Source organism: Sphaerisporangium corydalis, assembly GCF_025506355.1.
GTDB classification, from domain to species: Bacteria; Actinomycetota; Actinomycetes; order Streptosporangiales; family Streptosporangiaceae; genus Sphaerisporangium; species Sphaerisporangium corydalis.
This window is the reverse complement of record NZ_JANZYP010000043.1, coordinates 49,833-71,193: the sequence shown is the minus strand read 5'-3', so window position 1 is coordinate 71,193 and position 21,361 is coordinate 49,833. Positions and strand designations below refer to the sequence as shown.

Here is a 21,361-nt window from a genome sequence, read left to right as displayed (position 1 = left end):
CGGCTAGCTGACCTGGACGCGGGACAGGGCGGCCCGCGACTCGGCCACCTCCTCCTCGGACATGCCGCCGATCTGGATGCGCAGCTCCAGCTCCTCGCCGGTCTCCCGCTCGCGGGAGGTCACCTGGAGCAGCCCGGAGGTGTCGAGCGCGAACGTCACCTCGATCGGCCACCCGGCCGGCTTGCCCGGCGGGATCTTCAGCACGCCTTCGGCGATCATGCCGTTGTCCTCGGGCTCCTCGGACTCGGCGGTGCCGGCCTGCTCCATGACCTCGATGTTGACCCCGGTCTGGCCGGTGTCGATCGTGTAGAACTCCTGCGTCACGGCGGCCGGCAGCGCGTCGTTGGCGTGCACGAGGTGCTCGACGCCGCGCTTCCTGGTCTCCTTGTCGGTGACCATGATGCCGAAGGCGCGGGAGGCGACCGTCTTGATGGTGCGGGCGGCGATCTGCTCCTGCTGGTCGGCCGACAGCCCGGCGCGCGCCGCCATGTCCTCGGCCTCGGCCCGCCCGCCCGAGCGCAGCAGCCGGCGGTAGGTCTCCTCGAAGGCGTACAGCGCCGCGCCCTTGGCGACCGCCAGGTCCGGGTCCTGCAGGCGGGGGGTGAGCTGGAACTCCTTCTGCAGGGTCTCGGTCACCGCCGGCATCTTGGTGGAGCCGCCGACCAGCACCAGGTGGTCGTAGGCGTCGACGCCCTTGGACGCGGCCGTCTCCATGGTCCGCCGGGTGATCTCGACCGTGCGGTCGAGCAGGTCGCGGGTCAGCTCGGTGAGCGCCTCGCGGGTCAGCTCGACCTTGGCCACCCTGCCCTCGTGCACGACGCGGACGACGTGCTGGGTGCGGGTGGACAGGGTCTTCTTCAGCTCCTCGGCGTCGCGGCGGAGCTGCTGCTCGGACTGCTTGTCCAGAAGGGGGCTGCCCGCGTCGGGGTGCTCGGCCTGGAACGCCTCGGCCAGGTGTTCCACCAGGCGGTCGTCCCAGTCGGCGCCGCCGAGCTCGTGGTCGCCGTCGGTGCAGACGACCTCGATGTTCCCGCCGCTCAGGGTGATCACCGTGGTGTCGAACGTGCCGCCGCCGAGGTCGTACACCAGCAGGGTGTGGTCCTGGTCGGGGTTGAGCACGCCGTAGGTGATCGCCGCCGCGATGGGCTCGGAGACGATGTCGATGACGTTGAGGCCGGCGATGCGCCCGGCCTTGCGCGTGGCGTCCCGCTCGGCCGCGCCGAAGTAGGCCGGGACGGTGATGACCACGTCGTCGACGCTCTCGCCTGTCGCGGTCCGCGCGTCGTCGGCGAGCTTGCGCAGGACGAACGCGGAGATCTCCTCCGGGGTGTACGGCCTGCCGTGCCTGACCCGGGGGACCTCGTGCCCCATGTCCCGTTTGATGCGGCTGACGACGAGGTCGGGTTCCAGGACGGCGCTGTCCTTGGCCGTGGCGCCCACCACGACGTTGTCGGGGGACTCGAAGAACACCACCGAGGGGGTGGTGTCGGTGCCTTCGAGGTTGCGCAGCACCGTCGGCCGTCCGACGTCGTCGACATAGGCGATGCAGGAATACGTCGTGCCCAGGTCGATCCCGTAAACAGCCATCGACTACTCGCTCTCCTTGTCCGTACCGCCGTCCACCCGCTCGGGAGCAGTGTCGCCTGTCCCGTCGCGCGGAAGTCGGTCCTTTACGTCTTTCCGGTCTCTCTGCTGTCGTGAAACGTCGGTGATGTCCGCTTTCTTGGCGTCCTTCTCGGCCTTCGCCGCCGCCGGCTTCACGTCGTCCCCGGAGGCGTTCCCGGAGGCGTTCCCGGCGGTGTTCCCGGCGGCGACGCGCCCGACGACCACCGACGCCTTGCGCAGCACCCGCTCGCCCATGGCGAAGCCCTCGGCGAGCACCTCCACGACCGTGCCGTCCGCGCCGGCCTCGACCGGGGTCGTGCGCGCGGGGCGGTGCGCGGCGGGGTCGTAGGCGTCGCCCGGGCGCACGCCGCAGCGCTCGGCACCCGTGCGGCCGAGCACCTCGGCGACCTCGTCGGCCACCGCGGCGAGCAGGTCGCCGGCCAGCGCCGCATCGGGCGGATCGGCCGCGCGCCAGCGGGCGGCCTCGCGGGCCACGGTGTCGTACAGCCGGTAGAGGCCCGCGCGGACCGGGGTCAGCGCCTCCTGCAGGAGCCCGTGCCGCAGCTGCTGGTTCTCGCCGTGCAAACGGTCGATGACCTGCTCCCGATGGGCCGCGCGCTCGTGCTCGCGCCTGGCCGTGTCCGTGAGCGCCGCGACCTGGCGGGTGAGCTCCTCGACCTGGCGCGTGAGCTCCTTCGCGGGCTCGCTCTCGGGCTCCCGCGTGGCCGTCGCGTCGCCGGGGGAGGCCTCGCGCGGCTCTTCAGGGGGAGGAGCCATCTATCTCCTTGCGTCGGGATGGCGGGAATTCCTGCCGTCAGCAACTCTAGCCATCAATGACTCCGCCCTGGTAGACAGGAAACTGTCGGCTAATGCGAATTATGTCATGTTTATCCGGTTTTCAGAGGCGTAATTCCGGCAACCGTCACATGAGCCCCACGGATCGCCGCGCCCCAAGGAATGCGGTTATAGGCGGATAAACGCGTTGTCGGAGCCCGGAGTAAGGATTCTCCGCGCCCGCCCCCCGCCGATCCGCGCCGGTCACGGCCGTCCATAATCGAGTGCATGGGACACCGGATCGTGATCATCGAGCATGAGGCCGAGGCCGGTCTCGGGTACTTCGCCGGCTGGCTGGCCGCCGCCGGGATGGCCTGCGACGTGGTCCGGCCGTACCTGGGCGCGCCGGTCCCGGACGCGGCGGGGGACGGCCTGATCGTGCTCGGCGGCGCCGCCTCGGCCTGGGACGACGAGGGATTCCCGTGGCTGCCCGCCACCCGGGGGCTCATCCGGCGCTCGGTGGACTCCGGCCTGCCCACCCTCGGCATCTGCCTCGGCGCCCAGCTGATGACCCTGGCCTGCGGGGGAGAGGTCGAGCGGGGCACCGCCGGGCCTGAGGTCGGCCTGGGAGAGGTGTCCGCGCTGCCCGCCGCGGCCGGCGACCCCCTGTTCGGCGCGCTCCCGCCCCGCACGCGGGCCGTGCAGTACCACGAGGACGCGATGACGGTGCTCCCGCCGGGCGCGGTGCCGCTGGCGACCGGCGAGCCCTACCCCAACCAGGCTTACCGCCTCGGCCCGCGCGCGTGGGCCGTGCAGTTCCACCCGGAGGCCACGCCCGAGATCTTCCTGTCCTGGACCGCGCCGAACGCCGGTGAGCTGGCCGGGGCCGGGTTCGACGTGGCCGCGCTGGACGCGGCGGTGGCCGGGGCGCACGACGCCCTGGGCACCTGGCGCGTCCTGGCCGAGGCGTTCGCCGGCGTCGTCGCGGGCGACCACGAAACACGCCTGACTTAAGGTGATTTGTATGCTGTTGGGGGTCCGGCACCCCTTTCTATTCCCGGTGACCGGGCGATTACGGCGCGGAACCACTAACGACGGACCCGTGAGTGAACGGCTACTTTGGGCATGTGAACGCCGAGTTTCGAATGCAGACGACGGCCGGGCGGCTCGCCCGCCTGGGCTTCGCTGACGGAGCGCAGGCCGAGCGGCTGCTCGACGAGCTGGGGCCCGAGGCCGTGGGCGACCTGGACCTGCTCGCCTCCCTGGTGGGCTCGGCCGACCCCGACCTCGCGCTCACCTCGCTCAACCGGCTGGCCGAGCGCGACCCGAGCGTCCTCGGCGCCATGCGCCTGGACCCCGGCCTGCGGTCGCGCCTGCTCGGCGTCTTCGGCCTGTCCGCCGCCCTCGGCGAGCACGTCGTCCGCCACCCCGGGCACTGGCGGCTCCTCGAAGGCGAGCAGGCGCTCCAGCGCACGCTCGAGCGCGACATGCGCGTCGAACTGCTGGAGGCCGTCGGCGCCGACCCCGCCGAGGCCGAGCCCGCCGTCAGGGAGGGCGGCACCGACGCGATGTCGGCGCTCCGCGTCGCCTACCGTGGCCGGCTGCTCCACCTGGCCGCCCGCGACGTCACCGGCGCGGCCTCGCTCTCCCAGATCACCGCCGAGCTGTCCGACCTCGCCGCCGCCGCGCTGGAGGCCGCCCTGGCCATCGCCAGGGCCGACACCCCCGAGGCCGCCGACGTGCGGCTCGCCGTCATCGGCATGGGCAAGTGCGGCGCCCGCGAGCTGAACTACATCAGCGACGTCGACGTGATCTTCGTGGCCGAGCCGAGGGAGGGCGTCGACGAGACCAAGGCCCTGCGGGCGGCCACCCGCCTGGCCCAGGGCATGATGCGCGCCTGCTCCACCAGCACCCCCGAGGGCGCCCTGTGGGAGGTGGACGCGGCCCTGCGCCCCGAGGGCAAGGCGGGCCCGCTCGTGCGCACCCTCGCCAGCCACCTCACGTACTACCGCCGCTGGGCCAAGACCTGGGAGTTCCAGGCCCTGCTCAAGGCCCGCCCCATCGCCGGCGACCTGGAGCTCGGCGAGGAGTACGTCGCCGGGGTCAACGAACTGGTCTGGCACGCCGCCACCCGCGAGAACTTCGTCGAGGACGTCCAGGCCATGCGGCGCAAGGTCGAGGCCAACGTCCGGGCCGGCGAGGCCGACCGGCAGATCAAGCTCGGGGCCGGCGGGCTGCGCGACATCGAGTTCGCCGTCCAGCTCCTGCAGCTCGTGCACGGCCGCTCCGACGGGCTGCTGCGCCGCCGCGCCACCCTGCCCGCCCTGGCCGCGCTCTCGCGGGGCGGCTACGTCGGCAGGGACGACGCCAAGGCGCTGGCCGAGGCGTACACCTTCCTGCGCCAGGTCGAGCACCTCCTGCAGCTCCACCGCATGCGCCGCACCCACGTCGTGCCCGAGAGCGTGACCGACCTGCGCCGCATCGGCCGGGGCCTCGGCATGGTCGTCGACCCGGTGGGGGAGTTCACCACCCGCTGGAGGCGGCACGCCATGGAGGCCCGCCGCCTGCACGAGAAACTGTTCTACCGGCCGCTGCTCCAGGCCGTCGCGCGGCTGCCGGGAGAGGAGACCCGGCTGTCGACGGCCGCCGCCTCCGCCCGGCTGTCCGCGCTCGGCTACGCCGACCCCGACGGGGCGCTCCGGCACATCGCCGCGCTCACCAGCGGGGTCTCGCGCAGGGCGGCGATCCAGCGCACCCTGCTGCCCGTCATGCTCGGCTGGTTCGCCGACGCGCCCGACCCCGACGCCGGCCTGCTCGGGTTCCGGCAGGTCAGCGACAAACTCGGCACCACCCCCTGGTACCTGCGGCTGCTCCGCGACGAGACCGCGGTCGCCGAGCGCATGGCCCGCCTGCTCGGCACCAGCCGGTACGCCACCGGCCTGCTGCTGAGCGCCCCCGACGCGGTGGCCATGCTCGGCTCCGACGGCGAGCTGACGGTCCGCCCCAAGGAGGCGCTCGCGGCCGAGGCCGACGCGTCGGTCCAGCGCCACGCGCACGACGCCGAGACCGCCATCGCGCACGTTCGCGCGCTGCGCCGCCGCGAGCTGTTCCGCACCGCCGTCGCCGGGCTGGTCGGTCGCATCGACATCGAGGAGGTCGGCCAGGCCCTCTCGCAGCTCAACGACGTCACCATCCAGGCGGCCCTGGACGCCGCGATCCACAAGATCTCCCTGGAGCGGCGCGGCGAGTTCCCGACCCGCTTCGCGGTGATCGCCATGGGGCGCCTCGGCGGGTACGAGTCCTCCTACGGCAGCGACGCCGACGTCATGTTCGTCCACTCCCCGCACGAAGGCGTGGACGAGAAGGTCGCGACCGACGCCGCGCACGCCGTCGCCAACGAGCTGCGCCGCCTGCTGGCCCGCCCCGCCCCCGACCCGCCGTTGCAGATCGACCCCGACCTGCGCCCCGAGGGACGCCAGGGCCCCCTGGTCCGCACCCTGTCCTCCTACGCCGCGTACTACCGCCGCTGGTCCTCGCCGTGGGAGTCCCAGGCGCTGCTGCGGGCCCGCTTCTCGGCCGGCGACGCGTCGCTCGGGGCCGAGTTCACCGCGCTCGTCGAACCGCTGCGGTACCCGCCGGACGGCATCGGCGAGTCGGCCGTGCGCGAGATCCGCAGGCTGAAGGCCCGCATGGAGGCCGAGCGGCTGCCCAGGGGCGCCGACCCGAAGCTGCACACCAAGCTGGGCAGGGGCGGGCTGTCCGACGTCGAATGGCTGGCGCAGCTCATCCAGCTCCGGCACGCGTACGCCGTCCCCGAGCTGCGCACCACCCGCACGCTCGACGCGCTGCGCTTCGCCGTCGGGGCCGGGCTGCTGGCCGCCACCGACGAGGAGGTGCTCGCCGAGGCCTGGCGGTTCGCCTCCCAGATCCGCGACGCCATCATGCTGGTGCGCGGCCGGGCCGGGGACAGCATCCCCGCGGACGTGCGCGACCGCATGCTGATCTCGCGCGCCCTCGGCTACCCGCCGGACGGCTCCGAGGACTTCGTCGAGGACTACCAGCGGACCACCCGCCGGGCCAGGGTCGTGGCCGAGCGCGTGTTCTACGGCGGCTCCTGAGCGCCGTCCCCGCCGGCCTTCCACCGGTTTTCTACGGGGTCCCGCGACCCGCTGGGTACCTTGGTGACGTCACGTCTGCCTCAATCGTGGGGGAATGACCAGTGCCCATGTCGGATTTCCTGGCCAGACTGCGGAAACAGATCGGAAACGAGCTGCTCATCCTGCCCACCGTGACGGCCTCGGTCTTCGACGACCAGGGCCGCATGCTGATGGCGCTGCACCGCGACTTCGGCGACCTGTGGGCCGTGCCGGGCGGCACCGTCGAGCCCGACGAGTCGCCCGCCGCCGCCGTCGTCCGCGAGGCGGAGGAGGAGATGGGCGTGCTCATCGGCGTCCGGGGCCTCATCGGCGCCTACGGGGGCCCGCTGTTCCGCACGACCTACCCCAACGGCGACCAGATCTGCTTCGTCACCACGATCTACGGCTGCGAGGTGGAGGGCGGGACGCTCAGGCCGGACGGCGTCGAGGTCGCCGACGCCCGCTGGGTCACCGAGACCGAGGCCCTCGCGCTGCGCATGCCCGCCTGGTCGCGCCAGGTCATCCCCGACTGCTACGCGTGGTGGCGCGCCTCGCGCGCGGCGCTCACCCCGGAGTGACAACCGATACCGACCGATCCACGCCGGTTCGTTGCGGTCACCGGGGCGCAGGGTGTATTCAAACTCCCGGGTGATCTCTTTTGAACTCTGTTTACATCGACCTGGCCATCGGCCTGGTCCTGGCGTTCCTGCTGTTCTCGCTGCTCGTCAGCGGCGTGAACGAGGGCCTGGTGCGGCTGCTCGGCATCCGCAGCAAGTTCCTGTGGGCCTATCTCACCGACACGCTCGACGGGGTGCGGGGCAAACGGTCCTGGATCCCGAGCTCGATCGGCGAGGTCTTCGCGCGGCTGCCCTTCAGCAAGGACGCGCGGCCGGCGTTCAGCCCGCTGCCGCCGCCGGTCGACAGCACGGCCAAGACGTGGGCCGGGCGGCTGTACGAGCGGCTCCGCGAGATCGACCACGGCAAGTCCGGGAAGACGAGCATCGCCTCGATCCCGCCCGGGCGGTTCGCGGTGGCGATGATGGAGATCGTCACCAGCGAGGGCGGCGTGCCCGCCCTGCTGGACAGGCTCAAGGCCGACGGCAGCCCCCTCTACGGGCCCCTGAAGGGCGTCTGGGACGCCGCGCACGGCGACCTGGAGGCGTTCCGCAAGGGCGTGGAGGACTGGTTCGACGGCGAGATGCAGCGCCTCACGATGCTGTACCGCCGCTACGTGCGGTGGGTCATCGCCGCGCTCGGCCTGGTGCTCACGCTGGTGTTCAGCATGGACTCGCTGGAGTACGGCCGGGCGATCCTCACCGACAACGCGATCCGCGCCCAGGTGGCGGCCACGGCCGACGGCGGGGCGCAGACGCTGCCCGCGCTGCGCGACAAGTGCCCCGACCATCCCGCCGACCCGTACGGCTGCGTGACCGAGGTGCTGTCGGCGCCCGCGTTCGTGCAGATCGTGGGGAACGCGCCGGTGTCGGTGCGCATCCCGGAGAACGGCAGCCCCACGTGGACGTGGAACGGCGGCGAGTGGCTGCACCGCCTGATCAGCCCCGGCCACTGGCCCGGTTTCCTCATCACCTTCTTCGCCCTGCTGTTCGGCGCCCCGTTCTGGTGGGACATCTTCCGCCGCCTCACCGGCATCCGCGCCCGCGCGGGCGAGACCACGAAGTGACCCACGCGAAGCCCACCCGGCTTCTCTATTTCGCTACATAGCGTGATACGGCGCTGATGCCGATAAATGCGGAATACGGTGGCAGCCTTGGCCGTCGTTCCTCCCATCATGGGTGGAAGTCGCAGGTCAGAGGGGTAGGAGACCCGTATCTCATTCCTCGGGTTGGTTGGGGGGGCCATGGGGGGCTTCGGGGTACGTGGCATCGGATTGCTGTCGCTGAGCGTGCTGGCGCTGGCCGGGTGCATGGACGGGCAGACCAAGGTCGTGGCACAGCCGGCCGCGCACAACTCGGCCAAGCCGGACAAGGCGCAGGACACGCGTAAGGCGGCGGCCGCGCGGGCGGCCAAGGTCAAGGCCAACGAGCTCGGCCAGATACCGGTGCTGATGTACCACCGGGTCGTGGCCAAGCCGGCGGGCACCGACGACCGGACCCCGCAGCAGTTCCGCACCGAACTCGAACGGCTGGCCAAGGACGGCTACGTCCCCATCACGGCCAGGGAGTACACCACCGGGAAGATCGCCATCCCGGCCGGCACCCACCCCGTCGTGCTCACCTTCGACGACTCCTCGCCCTCGCAGCTCACCCTCGACGGCACCGGCGCCCCCAAGCCGGACACCGCCGTCGGCATCCTGCTGGACGTGTCCCGCAAGCACCCGGGCTTCCGGCCGGTGGCCACCTTCTACGTGATCAAGGACATGTTCGGCACGTTCGGGCCCGAGGCCCAGGCACAGGTCCTCGGCTGGCTGCACGACAATAACTTCGACATCGGCAACCACACGCGCGACCACCTCAACCTGCGCGGCCGGTCCAAGGAGCAGGTCACCGAGCAGATCACCGCGGGCCACAAGCTGATCACCTCGCTGATCAAGGACACCCCGTCCACGCTCGCGCTGCCGTACGGCAACCAGCCGAGCACCAAGACGTGGGCGATCCGCGGCGGGGCGGGGGACGTGCGATACGACTACACCGGCGTGTTCCTGGCGGGGTACACCCCCGGGGCCTCACCCTTCAGCAAGGACTTCGACCCGCTCGGCATCCCGCGGATCAGGGCGATGGACAAGGTCGGCGACTGCGCCCGCTTCTGCTCGACGGCCTGGCTCGACTGGCTGAACGCCCACCCCGAGGACCGCTACACCTCCGACGGAGACATCTCGACGGTCGCCTACCCGAAGTTCAAGTCGCCCTACGTCACACCGCGCTTCGCCCGCTACACGCTGCCCTACTGAGCGGGCCGCGCCCGGCGCGGGCCGCCGCCCGGCCGCCGGGTCAGTTCAGGTCGATGATCATCAGGACGACGAGGCCGACGAGGTGGGCGACCACCAGGAACACGATCAGGAAGACGAAAACGAACTTCGCCGGCCCATGCTCGAAGTGCTCCCCCTCCTTGAGCGGGGGGAGCAGGGCGCGGCGCTCCGCGAGCCGTTCCTCGATGGGCTTGCGACCGAACACCTGATCCGCCTCTCGATCGTCCGGGCGGGCACGCGACCTGTCCGCGACCCGTTCCCAAAACCATAACGTCCCGCGACCCCGCGGAGCTTCCTGCCCCCACGGCTCCGGCATACCGGTAGACGCGCCACCGGACACGACATATCGTGATATCAACGAAATGATCGTGACCTCGACGGGCGACCGGCCCCCAAGGAGACCACTATGTCCCCCAAAAGCAACAAGTCGCTTCTGGCGGAGCTCTTCCACGCGGTGACCAAGCTGTCCTCCGAGATCAAGGGCACCCCCACCAGCCCCGGCCCCGTCGTGGACATGAAGCGCGACGGAACCGCCCCCGGCAAGCCCCGCCGCCGCTGACCCCGGCGGCGCGCCCCGCCCCGGCACGCGGAACGACCCGGCACCGATCGAGGTGCCGGGTCGTTCTCCGTTCGGAACCGCAGGGATCACACGTCGTAGTAGAGCTCGAACTCGTGCGGGTGCGGGCGCAGGCGGATCGGGTCGATCTCGAACTCGCGCTTGTAGGAGATCCAGGTCTCGATCAGGTCGGGCGTGAAGACGCCGCCTTCGAGGAGGAACTCGTGGTCGGCCTCGAGGGCCAGCAGGACCTCCGGCAGCGAGCCGGGCACCTGCGGGACCTGGCCGGCCTCCTCGGGAGGCAGCTCGTACAGGTCCTTGTCGACCGGCTGCGGCGGCTCGATCTTGTTCCGGATGCCGTCCAGGCCCGCCATGAGCTGCGCGGCGAACGCGAAGTACGGGTTGCAGGACGGGTCGGGCACGCGGAACTCGATGCGCTTGGCCTTCGGGTTCGACCCCGTGATCGGGATGCGGATGCAGGCCGAGCGGTTGCGCTGGGAGTAGACCAGGTTGACCGGCGCCTCGTACCCCGGCACCAGGCGGTGGTAGGAGTTCACGGTCGGGTTGGTGAACGCCAGCAGCGCGGGCGCGTGCTTGAGCAGGCCGCCGATGTAGTAGCGGGCCATGTCCGACAGGCCGGCGTAGCCCACCTCGTCGTAGAAGAGCGGCTCGCCGTCCTTCCAGAGCGACTGGTGGCAGTGCATGCCGGAGCCGTTGTCCCCGAAGATCGGCTTGGGCATGAACGTCACCGTGTGGCCGTACTCGGCCGCGGTGTTCTTGATGATGTACTTGTACAGCATCAGGTTGTCGGCGGTCTTCAGCAGCGTGCCGAACCGGAAGTCGATCTCGGCCTGGCCGGCGGTGCCCACCTCGTGGTGCTGCATCTCGGTCTCGATGCCGGAGTCGATGAGGCGGCGGACCATCTCCGAGCGAAGGTCGGTGAAGTGGTCCATCGGCGGGACCGGGAAGTAGCCGCCCTTGTACCGGGGCTTGTACCCGAGGTTGCCGCCCTCCTGAGCCTTGCCGGTGTTCCAGGCGCCCTCGATCGAATCGATGTGGTAGAAGGACTCGCTCGCGCTGCTCGCGAACCGCACGTCGTCGAAGATGTAGAACTCGGCCTCGGGGCCGAAGAAGACGGTGTCGGCGATGCCGGTGCCCTTGAGGTACTCCTCAGCCTTGCGTGCGACGTTGCGCGGGTCGCGGCTGTAGGCCTCGCCGGTCAGCGGGTCGTGGACGAAGAAGTTGATGATGAGGGTCTTGTGCTGGCGGAAGGGGTCGAGGACGGCCGTGGACGGGTCGGGCAGCAGCAGCATGTCCGACTCGTGGATGGCCTGGAACCCTCGGATCGACGAACCGTCGAACATGAGACCGTCAGTGAAGACGCCTGCTCCGAAGTTTTCCACGGGGAAGGTGAAGTGGTGCGTCGTGCCGGGCAGGTCGGTAAACCTGACGTCGACGAACTGCACCCCTTCGTCCCTGATGAACTTCAGGACGTCGTCGGCGGAGCTGAACATCCAACCTCCCAGGGGCACGGGCTTTCAGACTCGAACGTAGGCCTGTGCCGTTTCCGCCCCATGTCTCGTTTGTTTCACGGATGTTAAGCGGAGGGGTGTGTGCCGCCGAAAGGACCCAGGCGGCCACTAGGTATCTTACCTGCATGAGCAAGCAACCGAGATGGACCCAGACGTGGATCGGCGGGACCCGCGCGGCCGGTGTCGATCTCGGCCGCCCGGGTGAGCGGCTGGGCCTCCCGGCGGAGGGCGCGGGGTCGATCGCCGGCTTCGGCAGGCGCCTTGCGGCCATCATGATCGACTGGCTCATCTGCACCTGGGCCATCGCCCAGGGACTGCTCCACGCCGGCCCCCGCAGCGGCGCGTGGGTGGGCCTCGGCGTCTTCGCCCTGGAGAACGTCCTGCTCGTCGGCACTCTGGGCTCGACCTTCGGCATGCGCCTGCTCGGCGTCCGGGTCGCCGCACTCGGCGGCGGGCGCCCCCCGTTCGGCGCGGTCCTGCTGCGGACCCTGTTGCTCTGCCTGGCCGTGCCCGCCCTGATCTGGGACCGCGACCAGCGCGGCCTGCACGACCGCGCCGCCGGCACCGTCGTCCTGCGGACCTAGCCGTACGGCGAGCGTGTCGGGTCAGGCGGGCCTCTCGCAGGTGAAGATGGCCGTGCCGGGGATGTGGCGGCCCCTGAGCGGGCTCCAGCCGCCCCACGCGCGGTCGTGCCCCGCCGGCCACTCGGGCTCGGTCAGCGCCACGAGCGTCAGCCCGGACGCCACGATGAGCCCCACCCAGTCGCCCAGCGTGTGGTGGTGCTCGACGTAGGACGGCTCGCCGTCCTCGTCCTGCTCCACGTAGGGCGCCCGGTCGAAGTACGACCGGTCGGCGGTCAGGCCGCGCGGGCCGGGATCGTCGGGGAACGCCCACCGGACCGGATGGCTGACGGAGAAGACGAACCGCCCCCCGGGCCGCAGCACCCTGCGGGTCTCCGCCAGCACCGCGCCGGCGTCGGCGACGAACGGCAGCGCCCCGTAGGCGGAGCAGGCCAGGTCGAACGACCTGGCGGCGAAGGGGACGCGGGCCGCGTCCGCCTGCACGACCGGCAGCCGGGCCCCCACCTGCTCGTCGATGCGCCGTGAATGCTGGAGCTGGCGGTGGGACAGGTCGAACGCGGCCACCTCGGCGCCCTGGGCGGTGAGCCAACGGCCGCACTGCCCGGCACCGCAGCCGATCTCCAGCACCCGCCGGCCGCGCACCTCGCCCAGCAGCCGCGCGCCGGCCTCCTCCAGCCCCTCGGGGCACCAGACGAACCCCGCGTCGCCGAGGAACGCGCCGTGCTCGGCCTGGTAGTCGTCGGCGGAGGCGTCCCACCAGCCTCGATTGGCCCGGACGGTCGGGGCCTGGGCCACCGAGCGCCGGGCGACTCCTTGCGGTCCTTGCGTCACCGCATCTTGCCTCGGGGCATGCGCGCGCCCCTCGGCATCGGGCCCTTCGGCACCGGAAGCGACTGCGGCAACGCCTTGAGCCGGTAGTTGACCTCCGACACCGCGGGCTTCTTCAGGTTGCGCGGGAGCTTCATCAGGTGGCGCTGGAGCTTCTTGAGCGGCACCTGGCCCTCGCCGTCGCCGCACTGGATGTCGTACACCGGGACGTCGATCGCGACCCGCTGCACGCGCTTCTTCTCGGCCACCAGCATCTTCTGCACGCGCGTGCCCGGCCCCTCCGACACCAGGACGATGCCGGGGTAGCCCACGGCGCGGTGCACGACGTCCTGGTCGCGGGTGACCGCGACGGCCGGGGTGACCTCCCAGTTGCCGCGCATGCTCTGCAGGATCGCCGCCGCGGCGCCCGGCTGGCCGCCGAGCATGGAGTACTGGGCGCGTTGCGCGAGCTGCCCGAAGATCACCATGCCCACCGTGATCCCGACCATCACGCCGAGTACGGTCAGCTGCCACACCAGGCCCGTGACGAGCCCGAGGACGATGAAGACGGCCAGCGTGGCGATCGCCGACGCGTAGACGATAGGCATCCCCTTGGGGTTGGCCTTCTTGATGATCTGAGCGATCATCCGGAGCTGCTTGATGCGCCCCGGGCGCTCTGGGTCTGCGGGCTTGTTCGCCATGGTTAAAGGATACAAATGCGGAGCTGAAGAAAGGAAAACGTGACCTGAAGACCGGTCAGACCGTGACCGTCAGCGTCGCCTTCAGTGGCCGATCGGCCACGCTACGTCCGATTTCGAGGACATGATCCCCCGGGATCGTGCGCCAGCCCTCCTCGGTCCACTCCTGGAACGCCCGCTCCGGCAGGGTCATCGTGGTGAGGACCGTCGTGCCCGCCTCGGCCGTGACCACGTCGAACGCCGCCAGCCTCGGGCCCCGCCACGCCCGATCCCGCCCCGGGGCGGCCGGGCGGGAAAGATACACCTGTACGACCTCGCGTCCCGCCCGGCCGCCGGTGTTGGTCAGCGCCACCGTCACCGACCCGCCGCCGTCCGTCCGCAGGACGGCGACCTCGTCGTAGGACCAGGTGGTGTACCCGAGCCCGTGGCCGAACCAGAAGGCCGGCGCGGTCCCCGCGCGCTCCCAGGCGCGGTGGCCCACCGCCGTCCCCTCGTCGTAGCGCAGCTCCCCGTCCACGGGGGTGACGTCCAGCACGGGCACGTCCGCCATCCGGGCCGGCCAGGTGGTGGGCAGCCGCCCGCCGGGCTCGGCGTCGCCGGACAGCACGTCCGCCAGGGCGTCCCCGCCCTCCTGCCCGGGGAACCACGTCAGCAGGACGCCGGCGACCCGGTCCAGCCACGGCATCTCGACCGGCGACCCGGTGTTGAGCACGACGATCGTGCGCGGGTTGGCCTCGGCGACCCGGAAGATCAGCTCGTCCTGCCGGCCGGGGAGCGCCAGGCTCGCGCGGTCGGCGCCCTCGCTCTCCACCTCGGGGGTCGTCGCCGCGACCACGACGGCCACGTCGGCACCGGCCGCGATGCCGGCCGCCTCGGCGATCAGGGTGTCGTCGTCGGCCGAGGGCCCGGCGTGACCGAGGGAGAAGGCGATGAACCCCATGCCGCGGAACGCGGACGTCGCGTGGCGCACGGCCAGCGCCGCCGGGGCGCCCGCTGTCAGCTCGACGACGATGCGGCGCTCGGCGGGCGCGAGGAGGGCCGCCGCCGGGTCGCCGCCGGGGACGGCGATCGTCTCGTCCAGCACGGTGTGCCCGTCGACCGACAGCGTGAACGTCCCCGCGCCCGAGATCGACAGGTGGTGGAGGCCGGAGACCTCCGGGACCAGGGTCGTGCGCAGCTCCACGGCGGCCAGCCGGGAGCCGTCCAGGCCGGGGGGCAGGTCGCCGACCCACCGCGCCTCGGCGGTGCGCAGCGGGTGCTCGGCCAGGGTGCCGCCGCCGGCGTCCAGGAACACCGCCGTGGCGGGCGCGGCCAGCGGCGCCAGCCGGACCCGGGGGTCGGTGCCGACGGCGTGGCGCACGTCGGCGCCGCCCCGGCGGCGCAGGCCCTCAAGGGGGGACACGACGCCGTCGGGGAACACCTGGGCGCTGCCGCCGCCCATGGCGCGCGGCTCGGCCGCGGCCGAGCCGATCAGGGCGACGCTGCGTATCCCGCGCAACGGCAGCAGGCCGCCCTCGTTGCGCAGCAGGGTGAACGAACGCGCCGCCACCTCCCGGGCCAGCGCCCTTCCGTCGATCCGATCGGACGGATTCGGCGGATCGAGCGGGCCGGGCGCATCGGGCGGGTCGTGCGGATCGGGCGGATTCGGCGGGTCGTGCGGATCGGGCGGATTCGGCGGGTCGTGCGGATCGGGCGGATTCGGCGGGTCGGGCGGATCAGGCGGGGCGATCCGATCGGGCGGGGCGGGGGGCGGGGGGCCGTCCAGCGCGCCTACCCGCTCGGCCAGCCGCAGCACCCGGCGCACCTTGTCGTCCACGACCTCCTCGGGCACCCGCCCCTCCCGGACGGCCGCCACCAGCTCCTCGCCCCACGGCCCGTACGGCCCCGGCATCACCACGTCCAGCCCGCCGAGGGCCGGCGCGTCGGTGGAACGCGCGGCGGTCCAGTCGGAGACCACGAACCCGTCGAAACCCCACTCGCCCTTCAGCACGCCGTTCAGCAGGCCGGCGTGCTCGGTCATGGTGGTGCCGCCGACCGAGTTGTACGCCGCCATGACGCCCCACGCCCCGGCCCGCACCACCCGCTCGAACGGCGCCAGGTAGATCTCGCGGAGCGCCTGTTCGCCGACGACGACGTCGACGGTGAACCGATCGGTCTCGGAGTCGTTGGCCACGAAGTGCTTGGGTGTGGCGGCGACCCCGCCGTCCTGCACGCCCTCGACGTACGCCGCGCCGATCTCGCCGGTGAGCAGGGGGTCCTCCGAGAAGCACTCGAAGTGCCTGCCGCCGAGCGGGCTGCGGTGGATGTTGATCGTCGGGGCGAGCAGGACGTGCACGCCCTTGCGGCGCGCCTCCTGGGCCAGCAGGCGGCCCGCCCGCCGCACCAGCGCGACGTCCCAGGTCGCGGCCAGGGCGGACGGGCTCGGCAGCGCGATCGAGGGGTCGGCGGAGGACCACTGCTCGCCGCGCACCCCGATCGGGCCGTCGCTCATCACCAGCCGGCGCAGACCGATCTCCGGCAGCGCCGGGAGCGCCCACATGCCCGCCCCGGTGAGCAGGCGGACCTTGGCGGGCAGGCTGAGGACGCCGATGAGTCGCTCGATGTCCACGACGCTCCCTGACGGTCGGGGGACTCCGGCGGGCACCTGCGGCTCAGGCCGTCTGGCGCGCCTCGACGGCCTGCCGGTACAGGCGGCCGGCGCGGTAGGAGGACCGCACCAGCGGGCCGGACATCACCCCGGTGAAGCCGATCTCCTCGGCGTCCTTCTGCAGGGCCACGAACTCGTCGGGCTTGACCCAGCGGTCCACGGGGTGGTGGCGGGGGGTCGGGCGCAGGTACTGGGTGATGGTCAGCAGGTCGCAGCCGGCCTCGCGCAGGTCGCGCATCGCCTGCACGACCTCCTCGCGCTCCTCGCCCATGCCGAGGATGAGGTTGGACTTGGTGACCAGCCCCGCCTCGTGGGCCATCGTGATGACCCGCAGGGAGCGGTCGTAGCGGAACGCCGGGCGGATGCGCTTGAAGATGCGCGGCACGGTCTCGATGTTGTGCGCGAACACCTCGGGGCGGCTGGAGAACACCTCTTCGAGCTGGCCGCGGTCGCCGTTGAAGTCGGGGACCAGCAGCTCGACGCCGCACCCGGGGACCATCGCGTGGATCCGCCGCGCGGTCTCGGCGTACAGCCAGGAGCCGCCGTCGGGCAGGTCGTCACGGGCGACACCGGTCACGGTGGCGTACCGCAGGCCCATCTGGGCGACGGACTCGGCGACCCGGCGCGGCTCGTCCCGGTCGTACTCGGCGGGCTTGCCGGTGTCGATCTGGCAGAAGTCGCAGCGCCGCGTGCACTGGTCGCCGCCGATGAGGAAGGTGGCCTCGCGGTCCTCCCAGCACTCGGAGATGTTCGGGCAGCCGGCCTCCTGGCACACCGTGTGCAGGCCCTGGTCCTTCACGAGCGATCTGATCTCGTTGAAGTTCGGCCCGTTCCTGAGCCGGGTCTTGATCCACGGGGGCTTGCGCTCAATGGGGGTCTGGCTGTTGCGCACCTCCAGGCGGAGGAGCTTTCGGCCTTCAGGAGCAACGGTCACCCGTTCAGCTTACGTCTCCCCGGCGGCCTGCCCGGACGCCGGGATCCCCCTGGTCGCCGGGCACGGGCGCGGGCCGCCGGCGCGCTCAGAAACGGCCGGACAGCAGGTCCTCCTCCTGCACTTCGAGGCCCTGCGAGCCGAGGGCCTCGGCCAGCCGCTTCTCGGCGAAGGGCAGGACCTCGTCGACGGTGATGCGCCGCCCGGTCTCGGCCGACAGCGAGGTGACGCCGGCGTCGCTGATGCCGCACGGGATGATGCGGTTGAACCAGCTCGGGTCGTTGGCGCAGTTGAGCGCGTAGCCGTGCATCGTGACGCCCCTGGCCACCCGGATGCCGATCGCCCCGAGCTTGCGGTCGGGCAGGCCGCTGGCGGGGTCGCCGGCCACCCACACGCCGCTGCGGCCCGCGACCCGGCCCGCGACCACGCCGAAGTCGGCGCACACCTGGATCAGCGACTCCTCCAGCAGGCGGACGTAGGCGATCACGTCGAGCGCGTCGGTCAGCCGGACGATGGGGTACCCGACGAGCTGGCCGGGACCGTGCCAGGTGATCTTCCCGCCCCGGTCGACGTCGATCACGGGGGTGCCGTCGACCGGCCGCTCCTCCGCGCGGGTGCGCTTTCCCGCCGTGTAGACCGGGGCGTGCTCCAGCATCAGGCACGTGTCGGGGATGGCTCCGGCGACCCGGCGGGCGTGGACCTGGCGCTGGAGCTCCCACGCCTGCTCGTAGGGGACGTCGACCCCGAGGCGGACCAGCGCGAGCCTTGCGGCCCCGCTGTCGGTGCTGCTCTCGTGCTTGGCGCGCTCGCTCACGGGGTCAGCCTAACGCGAGGTCAGGTCGTCAGCAGGCGAGGTTCGACGCGGAACTCCTTCACGCGTCCCTCGGCGCCGTCGCGCTCGATCTTGTACGCGTACCCGGCGGGGTCGACCGTCACGGCCTGGATGAACTCGCGCCCGACGTAGTGCAGGGCCACCCCCTCGTCGGCGGCGTACCCCTCGGGCAGCTCGCCGGAGACGATGGACTCGTGCAGCAGGGCGCGGCGCTGGGGGTCGGAGTTGTAGTGGACGCCGCAGGAGTAGGGCAGCAGGGCCAGGCCCTCCGCCCACGGGCGCAGGACCGGCCCGAACGAGTCGGTGTTGCCGCCGACGTGCCAGCACAGCGCCCCCGCGCTCTGGCCCGACAGCACCACGCCCGCCCGCCACGCCTCCTCGAACGCCTCGTCGAGGCCGTGCAGCTTCCACAGCACCGCCAGGTTGGCGACGCTGCCGCCGCTGACGTAGATGACGTCCTGTTCCAGCAGCCAGTCGCGGGGGCTCTCGACGCTGGGCATCGGGAACAGGGCTAGGTGGCTCACCTCCACGTCCCATGTATGGAAGGCCCCGTACATCTTGAGCAGCCAGTCGGCGTCGTCGCCGGTCGCGGTGGCGAGCAGCCCGAGCTTGGGCCGGTCCTGGCCGGTCAGGTCGAGCGCGTAGCGAAGCAGGCCCGACGGCTCCAGGGATCCCTGGCGTCGGGTCTGGCGAAACGAACCGCCGCCGATGGCGAGAATGTGGGACTGGCCGAGCCTGGTCATGGTCTCTCCTGCTGCCTTCTCGGGGGGCTGACGCGCCCCGGATCACGGCCGGAGGGCCGAGTCGCCGCGGCTCTCCCCCATCACCGGAACGGCACCCTAGAGTATGGCTGCCAATGCCTCGTCGAGGCGAGGATGCCGGAACCGGTACCCCATCTCCAGCAGGCGCCGGGGCAGCACGCGCTGCCCGATGAGCAGTCCCTCGTCGGCCAGGTCGCCCACCCCCGCCCGCAGGGCGAAGCCGGGCACCGACAGCGGCATGGTCGGGCGCCGCAGGGCGTGCCCGAGCGAGCGGGTGAACTCGGCGTTGGTGACCGGGGTCGGGGCGGTGAGGTTCACCGGCCCGGCCACCTCCGGCTCGGCCAGGAGATGGGTCACCGCGCCGAGCCAGTCGGGCAGCGAGATCCACGAGGTGTACTGCCGGCCGGAGCCGAGCGGGGCGCCGATGCCCAGCCGGAACACCGGCAGCATCTTCCCGAGGAAACCGCCCTCGCGGCTCAGGACGTGGCCGGTGCGCATCCGCACCACCCGCACGCCCGCCTTCTCCGCGGGCGCGGTCTCGGCCTCCCAGGCGGTGGCCAGGTCGGCGAGCCACTGCCCGTGCGGGGGAGTGCCCTCGCGGCCCCGGCGCGCGGGCGGCTCCCAGGACTCCTCCACGGGGTGCTCGCCGGTGTCGCCGTAGATGCCGACGGCCGACCCCGACAGCAGGACGGCGGGCTTGTCCCGCAGCCCGGCGATGGCGGTGGCGAGGGTGCGCGTGCCGTCCACGCGGCTGCCGAGCAGCTCGCGCCGGCGCTCGTCGGTCCAGCGCTTGTCGGCGATGCCGGCCCCGGCGAGGTGGACGACGGCCTCGCACCCCTCCAGCGCCGCGGGGTCGAGGACGCCCTCGTGGGGATCCCAGAACGCCTCGTCGGGTTCCGCGGGCGTTCTGCGGACGAGTCTGACGACGGATCGGCCCTGGTCACGCAGCGCGCGGACGAGGGCAGACCCGAGAAGCCCGGACGAGCCGGTGACGACGACTGCCATGCGATCACCCTACGTCGCCGCCGCCCCGGCACCCGGCCGGTTCCCCGCCGTGTCTCGCGCGGGGGACCGGCCGGAGCCCGGTCAGGCCAGGCCGAGCTGGTTCTCGAAGCGGCCCTCCTCCAGGCGGCGCTTGACCGTCGTCAGGAAGCGGGCGGCGTCGGCGCCGTCGACCAGGCGGTGGTCGTAGGTCAGCGCGAGGTACACCATCGAGCGGACCGCGATGACCTCGCCCTCCGGCGTGTCGAGCACCACGGGACGCTTGACGACCGCGCCGGTGCCGAGGATCGCGACCTGCGGCTGGTTGATGATCGGCGTGTCGAACAGCGCGCCGCGGCTGCCGGTGTTGGTCAGCGTGAACGTGCCGCCCGACAGCTCGTCGGGGCTGACCTTGTTGGTGCGGGTGCGCTCGGCCAGGTCGGCGATCTTACGGGCCAGGCCGGCGATGTTGAGGTCGCCCGCGTCCTTGATCACCGCGGAGGCCAGGCCCCGCTCGGCGTCGACGGCGAAGGCCAGGTGCTCGTGGTCGAAGTAGGTGACCTCGTTGGTCTCGCTGTTGATCACCGCGTTCAGCTTGGGGTGCTGCTTGAGCGCCTCGACCGTCGCCAGCGCGAAGAACGGCATGAAGCTGAGCTTCACGCCCTCGCGGCGCTGGAAGTCGGCCTTGGCGCGGTCGCGCAGCCGCGCGATCTTGGTGACGTCGACCTCGACGACCGAGGTGAGCTGCGCCGACGACTGCAGCGACTCCATCGTGCGCTTGGCGATGGTCTGCCGCATGCGCGACATCTTCTCGGTGCGGCCGCGCAGCGTGGTGTCGGCCTGGACCGGCTCGGGCGCGGCGGGCTGCTGCGCCGGGGCGGCGGCCTGGGCGGGCTGGGCCGGAGCGGGCTGCGCGGCCTGGGCCTGCGCCGCCTGGGCCTGCTCGCGCTGCACGCGCGCGGCCTCCAGCACGTCCTGCTTGCGGATGCGACCGCCGACGCCGGTGCCGCTCAGCGCGTCGAGGTCCACGCCGTGCTCGCCCGCGAGCTTGCGGACCAGCGGGGTGACGTACGGGCTGTCGCCGCCCGGGCCCGAGGGCGCGATCGGCGACGGGGAGGCGGTGGCCGGGGCCTGCTGCTGGGCCTGCTGCGGCTGCGGGCGCGGCGGCTGCTGCTGCTGGGCGGGCTGCGGCGCGGGCGGCTGCGGGATCGAGGAGGCGGGCGCCTGGGCCGGCTCGGCCTTGGCCTGCTGGGGCTCGGGCCGCTGCTCGGGCTCGGGCTCCGGTTCGGGCTCGGGCTCCGCCTCGGCCTTCGGCTCCGCTTGCGCGGGGGCGGCGGAACCGCCCGAGGAGCCGTTCTGGTCGATGACGGCCAGCTCGGCGCCGACCTCGACGGTCTCGTCCTCGGCCACCACGATCTTGGTGAGCACGCCCGCGGACGGGGAGGGGATCTCGGTGTCGACCTTGTCGGTGGAGACTTCGAGCAACGGCTCGTCGGTCTCGACCTGGTCGCCCTCCTTCTTCAACCAGCGGGTGACGGTGCCCTCGGTCACGCTCTCGCCGAGCTGGGGCATGGTTACGGAAACCGGCATGGTG

19 protein-coding genes are annotated in these 21,361 nt (G+C 72.2%); 7 read left to right on the top strand and 12 right to left on the bottom strand.

Annotated features, from left to right (window positions below):
* Positions 1-3: 3 nt before the first annotated feature.
* Entirely contained in the window at positions 4-1,587 is a 1,584-nt protein-coding gene (locus tag NYZ98_RS26360; protein WP_262846028.1) for an Hsp70 family protein, read from the bottom strand.
* A 3-nt stretch (positions 1,588-1,590) separates the two neighbouring features.
* Complete coding sequence (grpE, locus tag NYZ98_RS26355; protein WP_262846026.1) at positions 1,591-2,382, bottom strand: nucleotide exchange factor GrpE; 792 nt, start codon at positions 2,380-2,382, stop codon at positions 1,591-1,593.
* 285 nt (positions 2,383-2,667) lie between these two features.
* Between grpE and NYZ98_RS26350 the strand changes: the two genes are divergently transcribed.
* The 5 genes from NYZ98_RS26350 (at position 2,668) to NYZ98_RS26330 (ending at position 9,423) form a co-directional block, all read left to right on the top strand.
* A complete protein-coding gene (locus NYZ98_RS26350) occupies positions 2,668-3,393 on the top strand; it encodes a type 1 glutamine amidotransferase (protein WP_262846024.1) in 726 nt (241 codons plus the stop codon).
* A gap of 131 nt (positions 3,394-3,524) precedes the next feature.
* Positions 3,525-6,497: a bifunctional [glutamine synthetase] adenylyltransferase/[glutamine synthetase]-adenylyl-L-tyrosine phosphorylase gene (locus NYZ98_RS26345; RefSeq protein ID WP_262846056.1), complete on the top strand. Its 2,973-nt coding sequence runs from the start codon at positions 3,525-3,527 to the stop codon at positions 6,495-6,497.
* A 107-nt stretch (positions 6,498-6,604) separates the two neighbouring features.
* Positions 6,605-7,093 carry an NUDIX domain-containing protein gene (locus NYZ98_RS26340; protein ID WP_262846054.1) on the top strand — a complete coding sequence of 163 codons (489 nt, stop codon included), beginning with the start codon at positions 6,605-6,607 and terminating at the stop codon, positions 7,091-7,093.
* An 80-nt stretch (positions 7,094-7,173) separates the two neighbouring features.
* Positions 7,174-8,196: an RlpA-like double-psi beta-barrel domain-containing protein gene (locus NYZ98_RS26335; protein WP_262846022.1), complete on the top strand. Its 1,023-nt coding sequence runs from the start codon at positions 7,174-7,176 to the stop codon at positions 8,194-8,196.
* A 177-nt stretch (positions 8,197-8,373) separates the two neighbouring features.
* On the top strand, positions 8,374-9,423 hold the full coding sequence (locus NYZ98_RS26330) for a polysaccharide deacetylase family protein (RefSeq protein ID WP_262846020.1): 1,050 nt from the start codon (positions 8,374-8,376) through the stop codon (positions 9,421-9,423).
* A gap of 40 nt (positions 9,424-9,463) precedes the next feature.
* On the opposite strand, the gene NYZ98_RS26325 is transcribed toward NYZ98_RS26330, so the two are convergent.
* Positions 9,464-9,646: a hypothetical protein gene (locus tag NYZ98_RS26325; protein ID WP_262846018.1), complete on the bottom strand. Its 183-nt coding sequence runs from the start codon at positions 9,644-9,646 to the stop codon at positions 9,464-9,466.
* A gap of 201 nt (positions 9,647-9,847) precedes the next feature.
* Here NYZ98_RS26325 and NYZ98_RS26320 point away from each other — a divergent pair, with 201 nt between their 5' ends.
* Positions 9,848-10,000 (top strand): hypothetical protein, encoded by a 153-nt coding sequence (locus NYZ98_RS26320; RefSeq protein ID WP_262846016.1) that lies wholly within the window; start codon positions 9,848-9,850, stop codon positions 9,998-10,000.
* A gap of 86 nt (positions 10,001-10,086) precedes the next feature.
* Here the strand turns inward: NYZ98_RS26320 and glnA are convergent, their stop codons facing one another.
* Positions 10,087-11,511 carry a type I glutamate--ammonia ligase gene (gene glnA, locus NYZ98_RS26315; protein WP_262846014.1) on the bottom strand — a complete coding sequence of 475 codons (1,425 nt, stop codon included), beginning with the start codon at positions 11,509-11,511 and terminating at the stop codon, positions 10,087-10,089.
* Positions 11,512-11,654: 143 nt separating this feature from the next.
* Between glnA and NYZ98_RS26310 the strand changes: the two genes are divergently transcribed.
* Positions 11,655-12,113, top strand: coding sequence for an RDD family protein (locus NYZ98_RS26310; RefSeq protein ID WP_262846012.1), 459 nt, complete (start codon positions 11,655-11,657; stop codon positions 12,111-12,113).
* Positions 12,114-12,134: 21 nt separating this feature from the next.
* Here the strand turns inward: NYZ98_RS26310 and NYZ98_RS26305 are convergent, their stop codons facing one another.
* From NYZ98_RS26305 to sucB, 8 genes are all read right to left on the bottom strand, one after another.
* Positions 12,135-12,905 (bottom strand): class I SAM-dependent methyltransferase, encoded by a 771-nt coding sequence (locus NYZ98_RS26305; RefSeq protein ID WP_262846010.1) that lies wholly within the window; start codon positions 12,903-12,905, stop codon positions 12,135-12,137.
* Between the two features lie 32 nt (positions 12,906-12,937).
* Positions 12,938-13,618 carry a DUF4191 domain-containing protein gene (locus NYZ98_RS26300; RefSeq protein WP_262846008.1) on the bottom strand — a complete coding sequence of 227 codons (681 nt, stop codon included), beginning with the start codon at positions 13,616-13,618 and terminating at the stop codon, positions 12,938-12,940.
* Positions 13,619-13,673: 55 nt separating this feature from the next.
* Positions 13,674-16,154, bottom strand: a complete 2,481-nt coding sequence (locus NYZ98_RS26295; RefSeq protein ID WP_407696434.1) for a beta-glucosidase family protein — start codon at positions 16,152-16,154, stop codon at positions 13,674-13,676.
* Between the two features lie 112 nt (positions 16,155-16,266).
* On the bottom strand, positions 16,267-17,196 hold the full coding sequence (gene lipA / locus NYZ98_RS26290; RefSeq protein WP_262846004.1) for a lipoyl synthase: 930 nt from the start codon (positions 17,194-17,196) through the stop codon (positions 16,267-16,269).
* Positions 17,197-17,281: 85 nt separating this feature from the next.
* Positions 17,282-17,950, bottom strand: coding sequence for a lipoyl(octanoyl) transferase LipB (gene lipB / locus NYZ98_RS26285; RefSeq protein ID WP_380708334.1), 669 nt, complete (start codon positions 17,948-17,950; stop codon positions 17,282-17,284).
* 77 nt (positions 17,951-18,027) lie between these two features.
* Positions 18,028-18,768, bottom strand: a complete 741-nt coding sequence (locus tag NYZ98_RS26280) for a Type 1 glutamine amidotransferase-like domain-containing protein (protein WP_262846001.1) — start codon at positions 18,766-18,768, stop codon at positions 18,028-18,030.
* 96 nt (positions 18,769-18,864) lie between these two features.
* A complete protein-coding gene (locus tag NYZ98_RS26275) occupies positions 18,865-19,791 on the bottom strand; it encodes a TIGR01777 family oxidoreductase (RefSeq protein WP_262845999.1) in 927 nt (308 codons plus the stop codon).
* 81 nt (positions 19,792-19,872) lie between these two features.
* On the bottom strand, positions 19,873-21,357 hold the full coding sequence (gene sucB, locus NYZ98_RS26270) for a 2-oxoglutarate dehydrogenase, E2 component, dihydrolipoamide succinyltransferase (RefSeq protein WP_262845997.1): 1,485 nt from the start codon (positions 21,355-21,357) through the stop codon (positions 19,873-19,875).
* Positions 21,358-21,361: the final 4 nt, after the last annotated feature.

Coding starts and splice junctions, on each gene's coding strand:
- NYZ98_RS26350 (WP_262846024.1), top strand. CDS start 2,668: ATGGGACACCGGATCGTGATCATCGAGCATGAGGCCGAGGCCGGTCTC.
- NYZ98_RS26275 (WP_262845999.1), bottom strand. CDS start 19,791: ATGGCAGTCGTCGTCACCGGCTCGTCCGGGCTTCTCGGGTCTGCCCTC.
- NYZ98_RS26320 (WP_262846016.1), top strand. CDS start 9,848: ATGTCCCCCAAAAGCAACAAGTCGCTTCTGGCGGAGCTCTTCCACGCG.
- NYZ98_RS26340 (WP_262846054.1), top strand. CDS start 6,605: ATGTCGGATTTCCTGGCCAGACTGCGGAAACAGATCGGAAACGAGCTG.
- NYZ98_RS26345 (WP_262846056.1), top strand. CDS start 3,525: ATGCAGACGACGGCCGGGCGGCTCGCCCGCCTGGGCTTCGCTGACGGA.
- NYZ98_RS26330 (WP_262846020.1), top strand. CDS start 8,374: ATGGGGGGCTTCGGGGTACGTGGCATCGGATTGCTGTCGCTGAGCGTG.
- NYZ98_RS26360 (WP_262846028.1), bottom strand. CDS start 1,587: ATGGCTGTTTACGGGATCGACCTGGGCACGACGTATTCCTGCATCGCC.
- sucB (WP_262845997.1), bottom strand. CDS start 21,357: ATGCCGGTTTCCGTAACCATGCCCCAGCTCGGCGAGAGCGTGACCGAG.
- NYZ98_RS26300 (WP_262846008.1), bottom strand. CDS start 13,618: ATGGCGAACAAGCCCGCAGACCCAGAGCGCCCGGGGCGCATCAAGCAG.
- NYZ98_RS26310 (WP_262846012.1), top strand. CDS start 11,655: ATGAGCAAGCAACCGAGATGGACCCAGACGTGGATCGGCGGGACCCGC.
- grpE (WP_262846026.1), bottom strand. CDS start 2,382: ATGGCTCCTCCCCCTGAAGAGCCGCGCGAGGCCTCCCCCGGCGACGCG.
- NYZ98_RS26280 (WP_262846001.1), bottom strand. CDS start 18,768: ATGACCAGGCTCGGCCAGTCCCACATTCTCGCCATCGGCGGCGGTTCG.
- NYZ98_RS26295 (WP_407696434.1), bottom strand. CDS start 16,154: ATGTGGGCGCTCCCGGCGCTGCCGGAGATCGGTCTGCGCCGGCTGGTG.
- glnA (WP_262846014.1), bottom strand. CDS start 11,511: ATGTTCAGCTCCGCCGACGACGTCCTGAAGTTCATCAGGGACGAAGGG.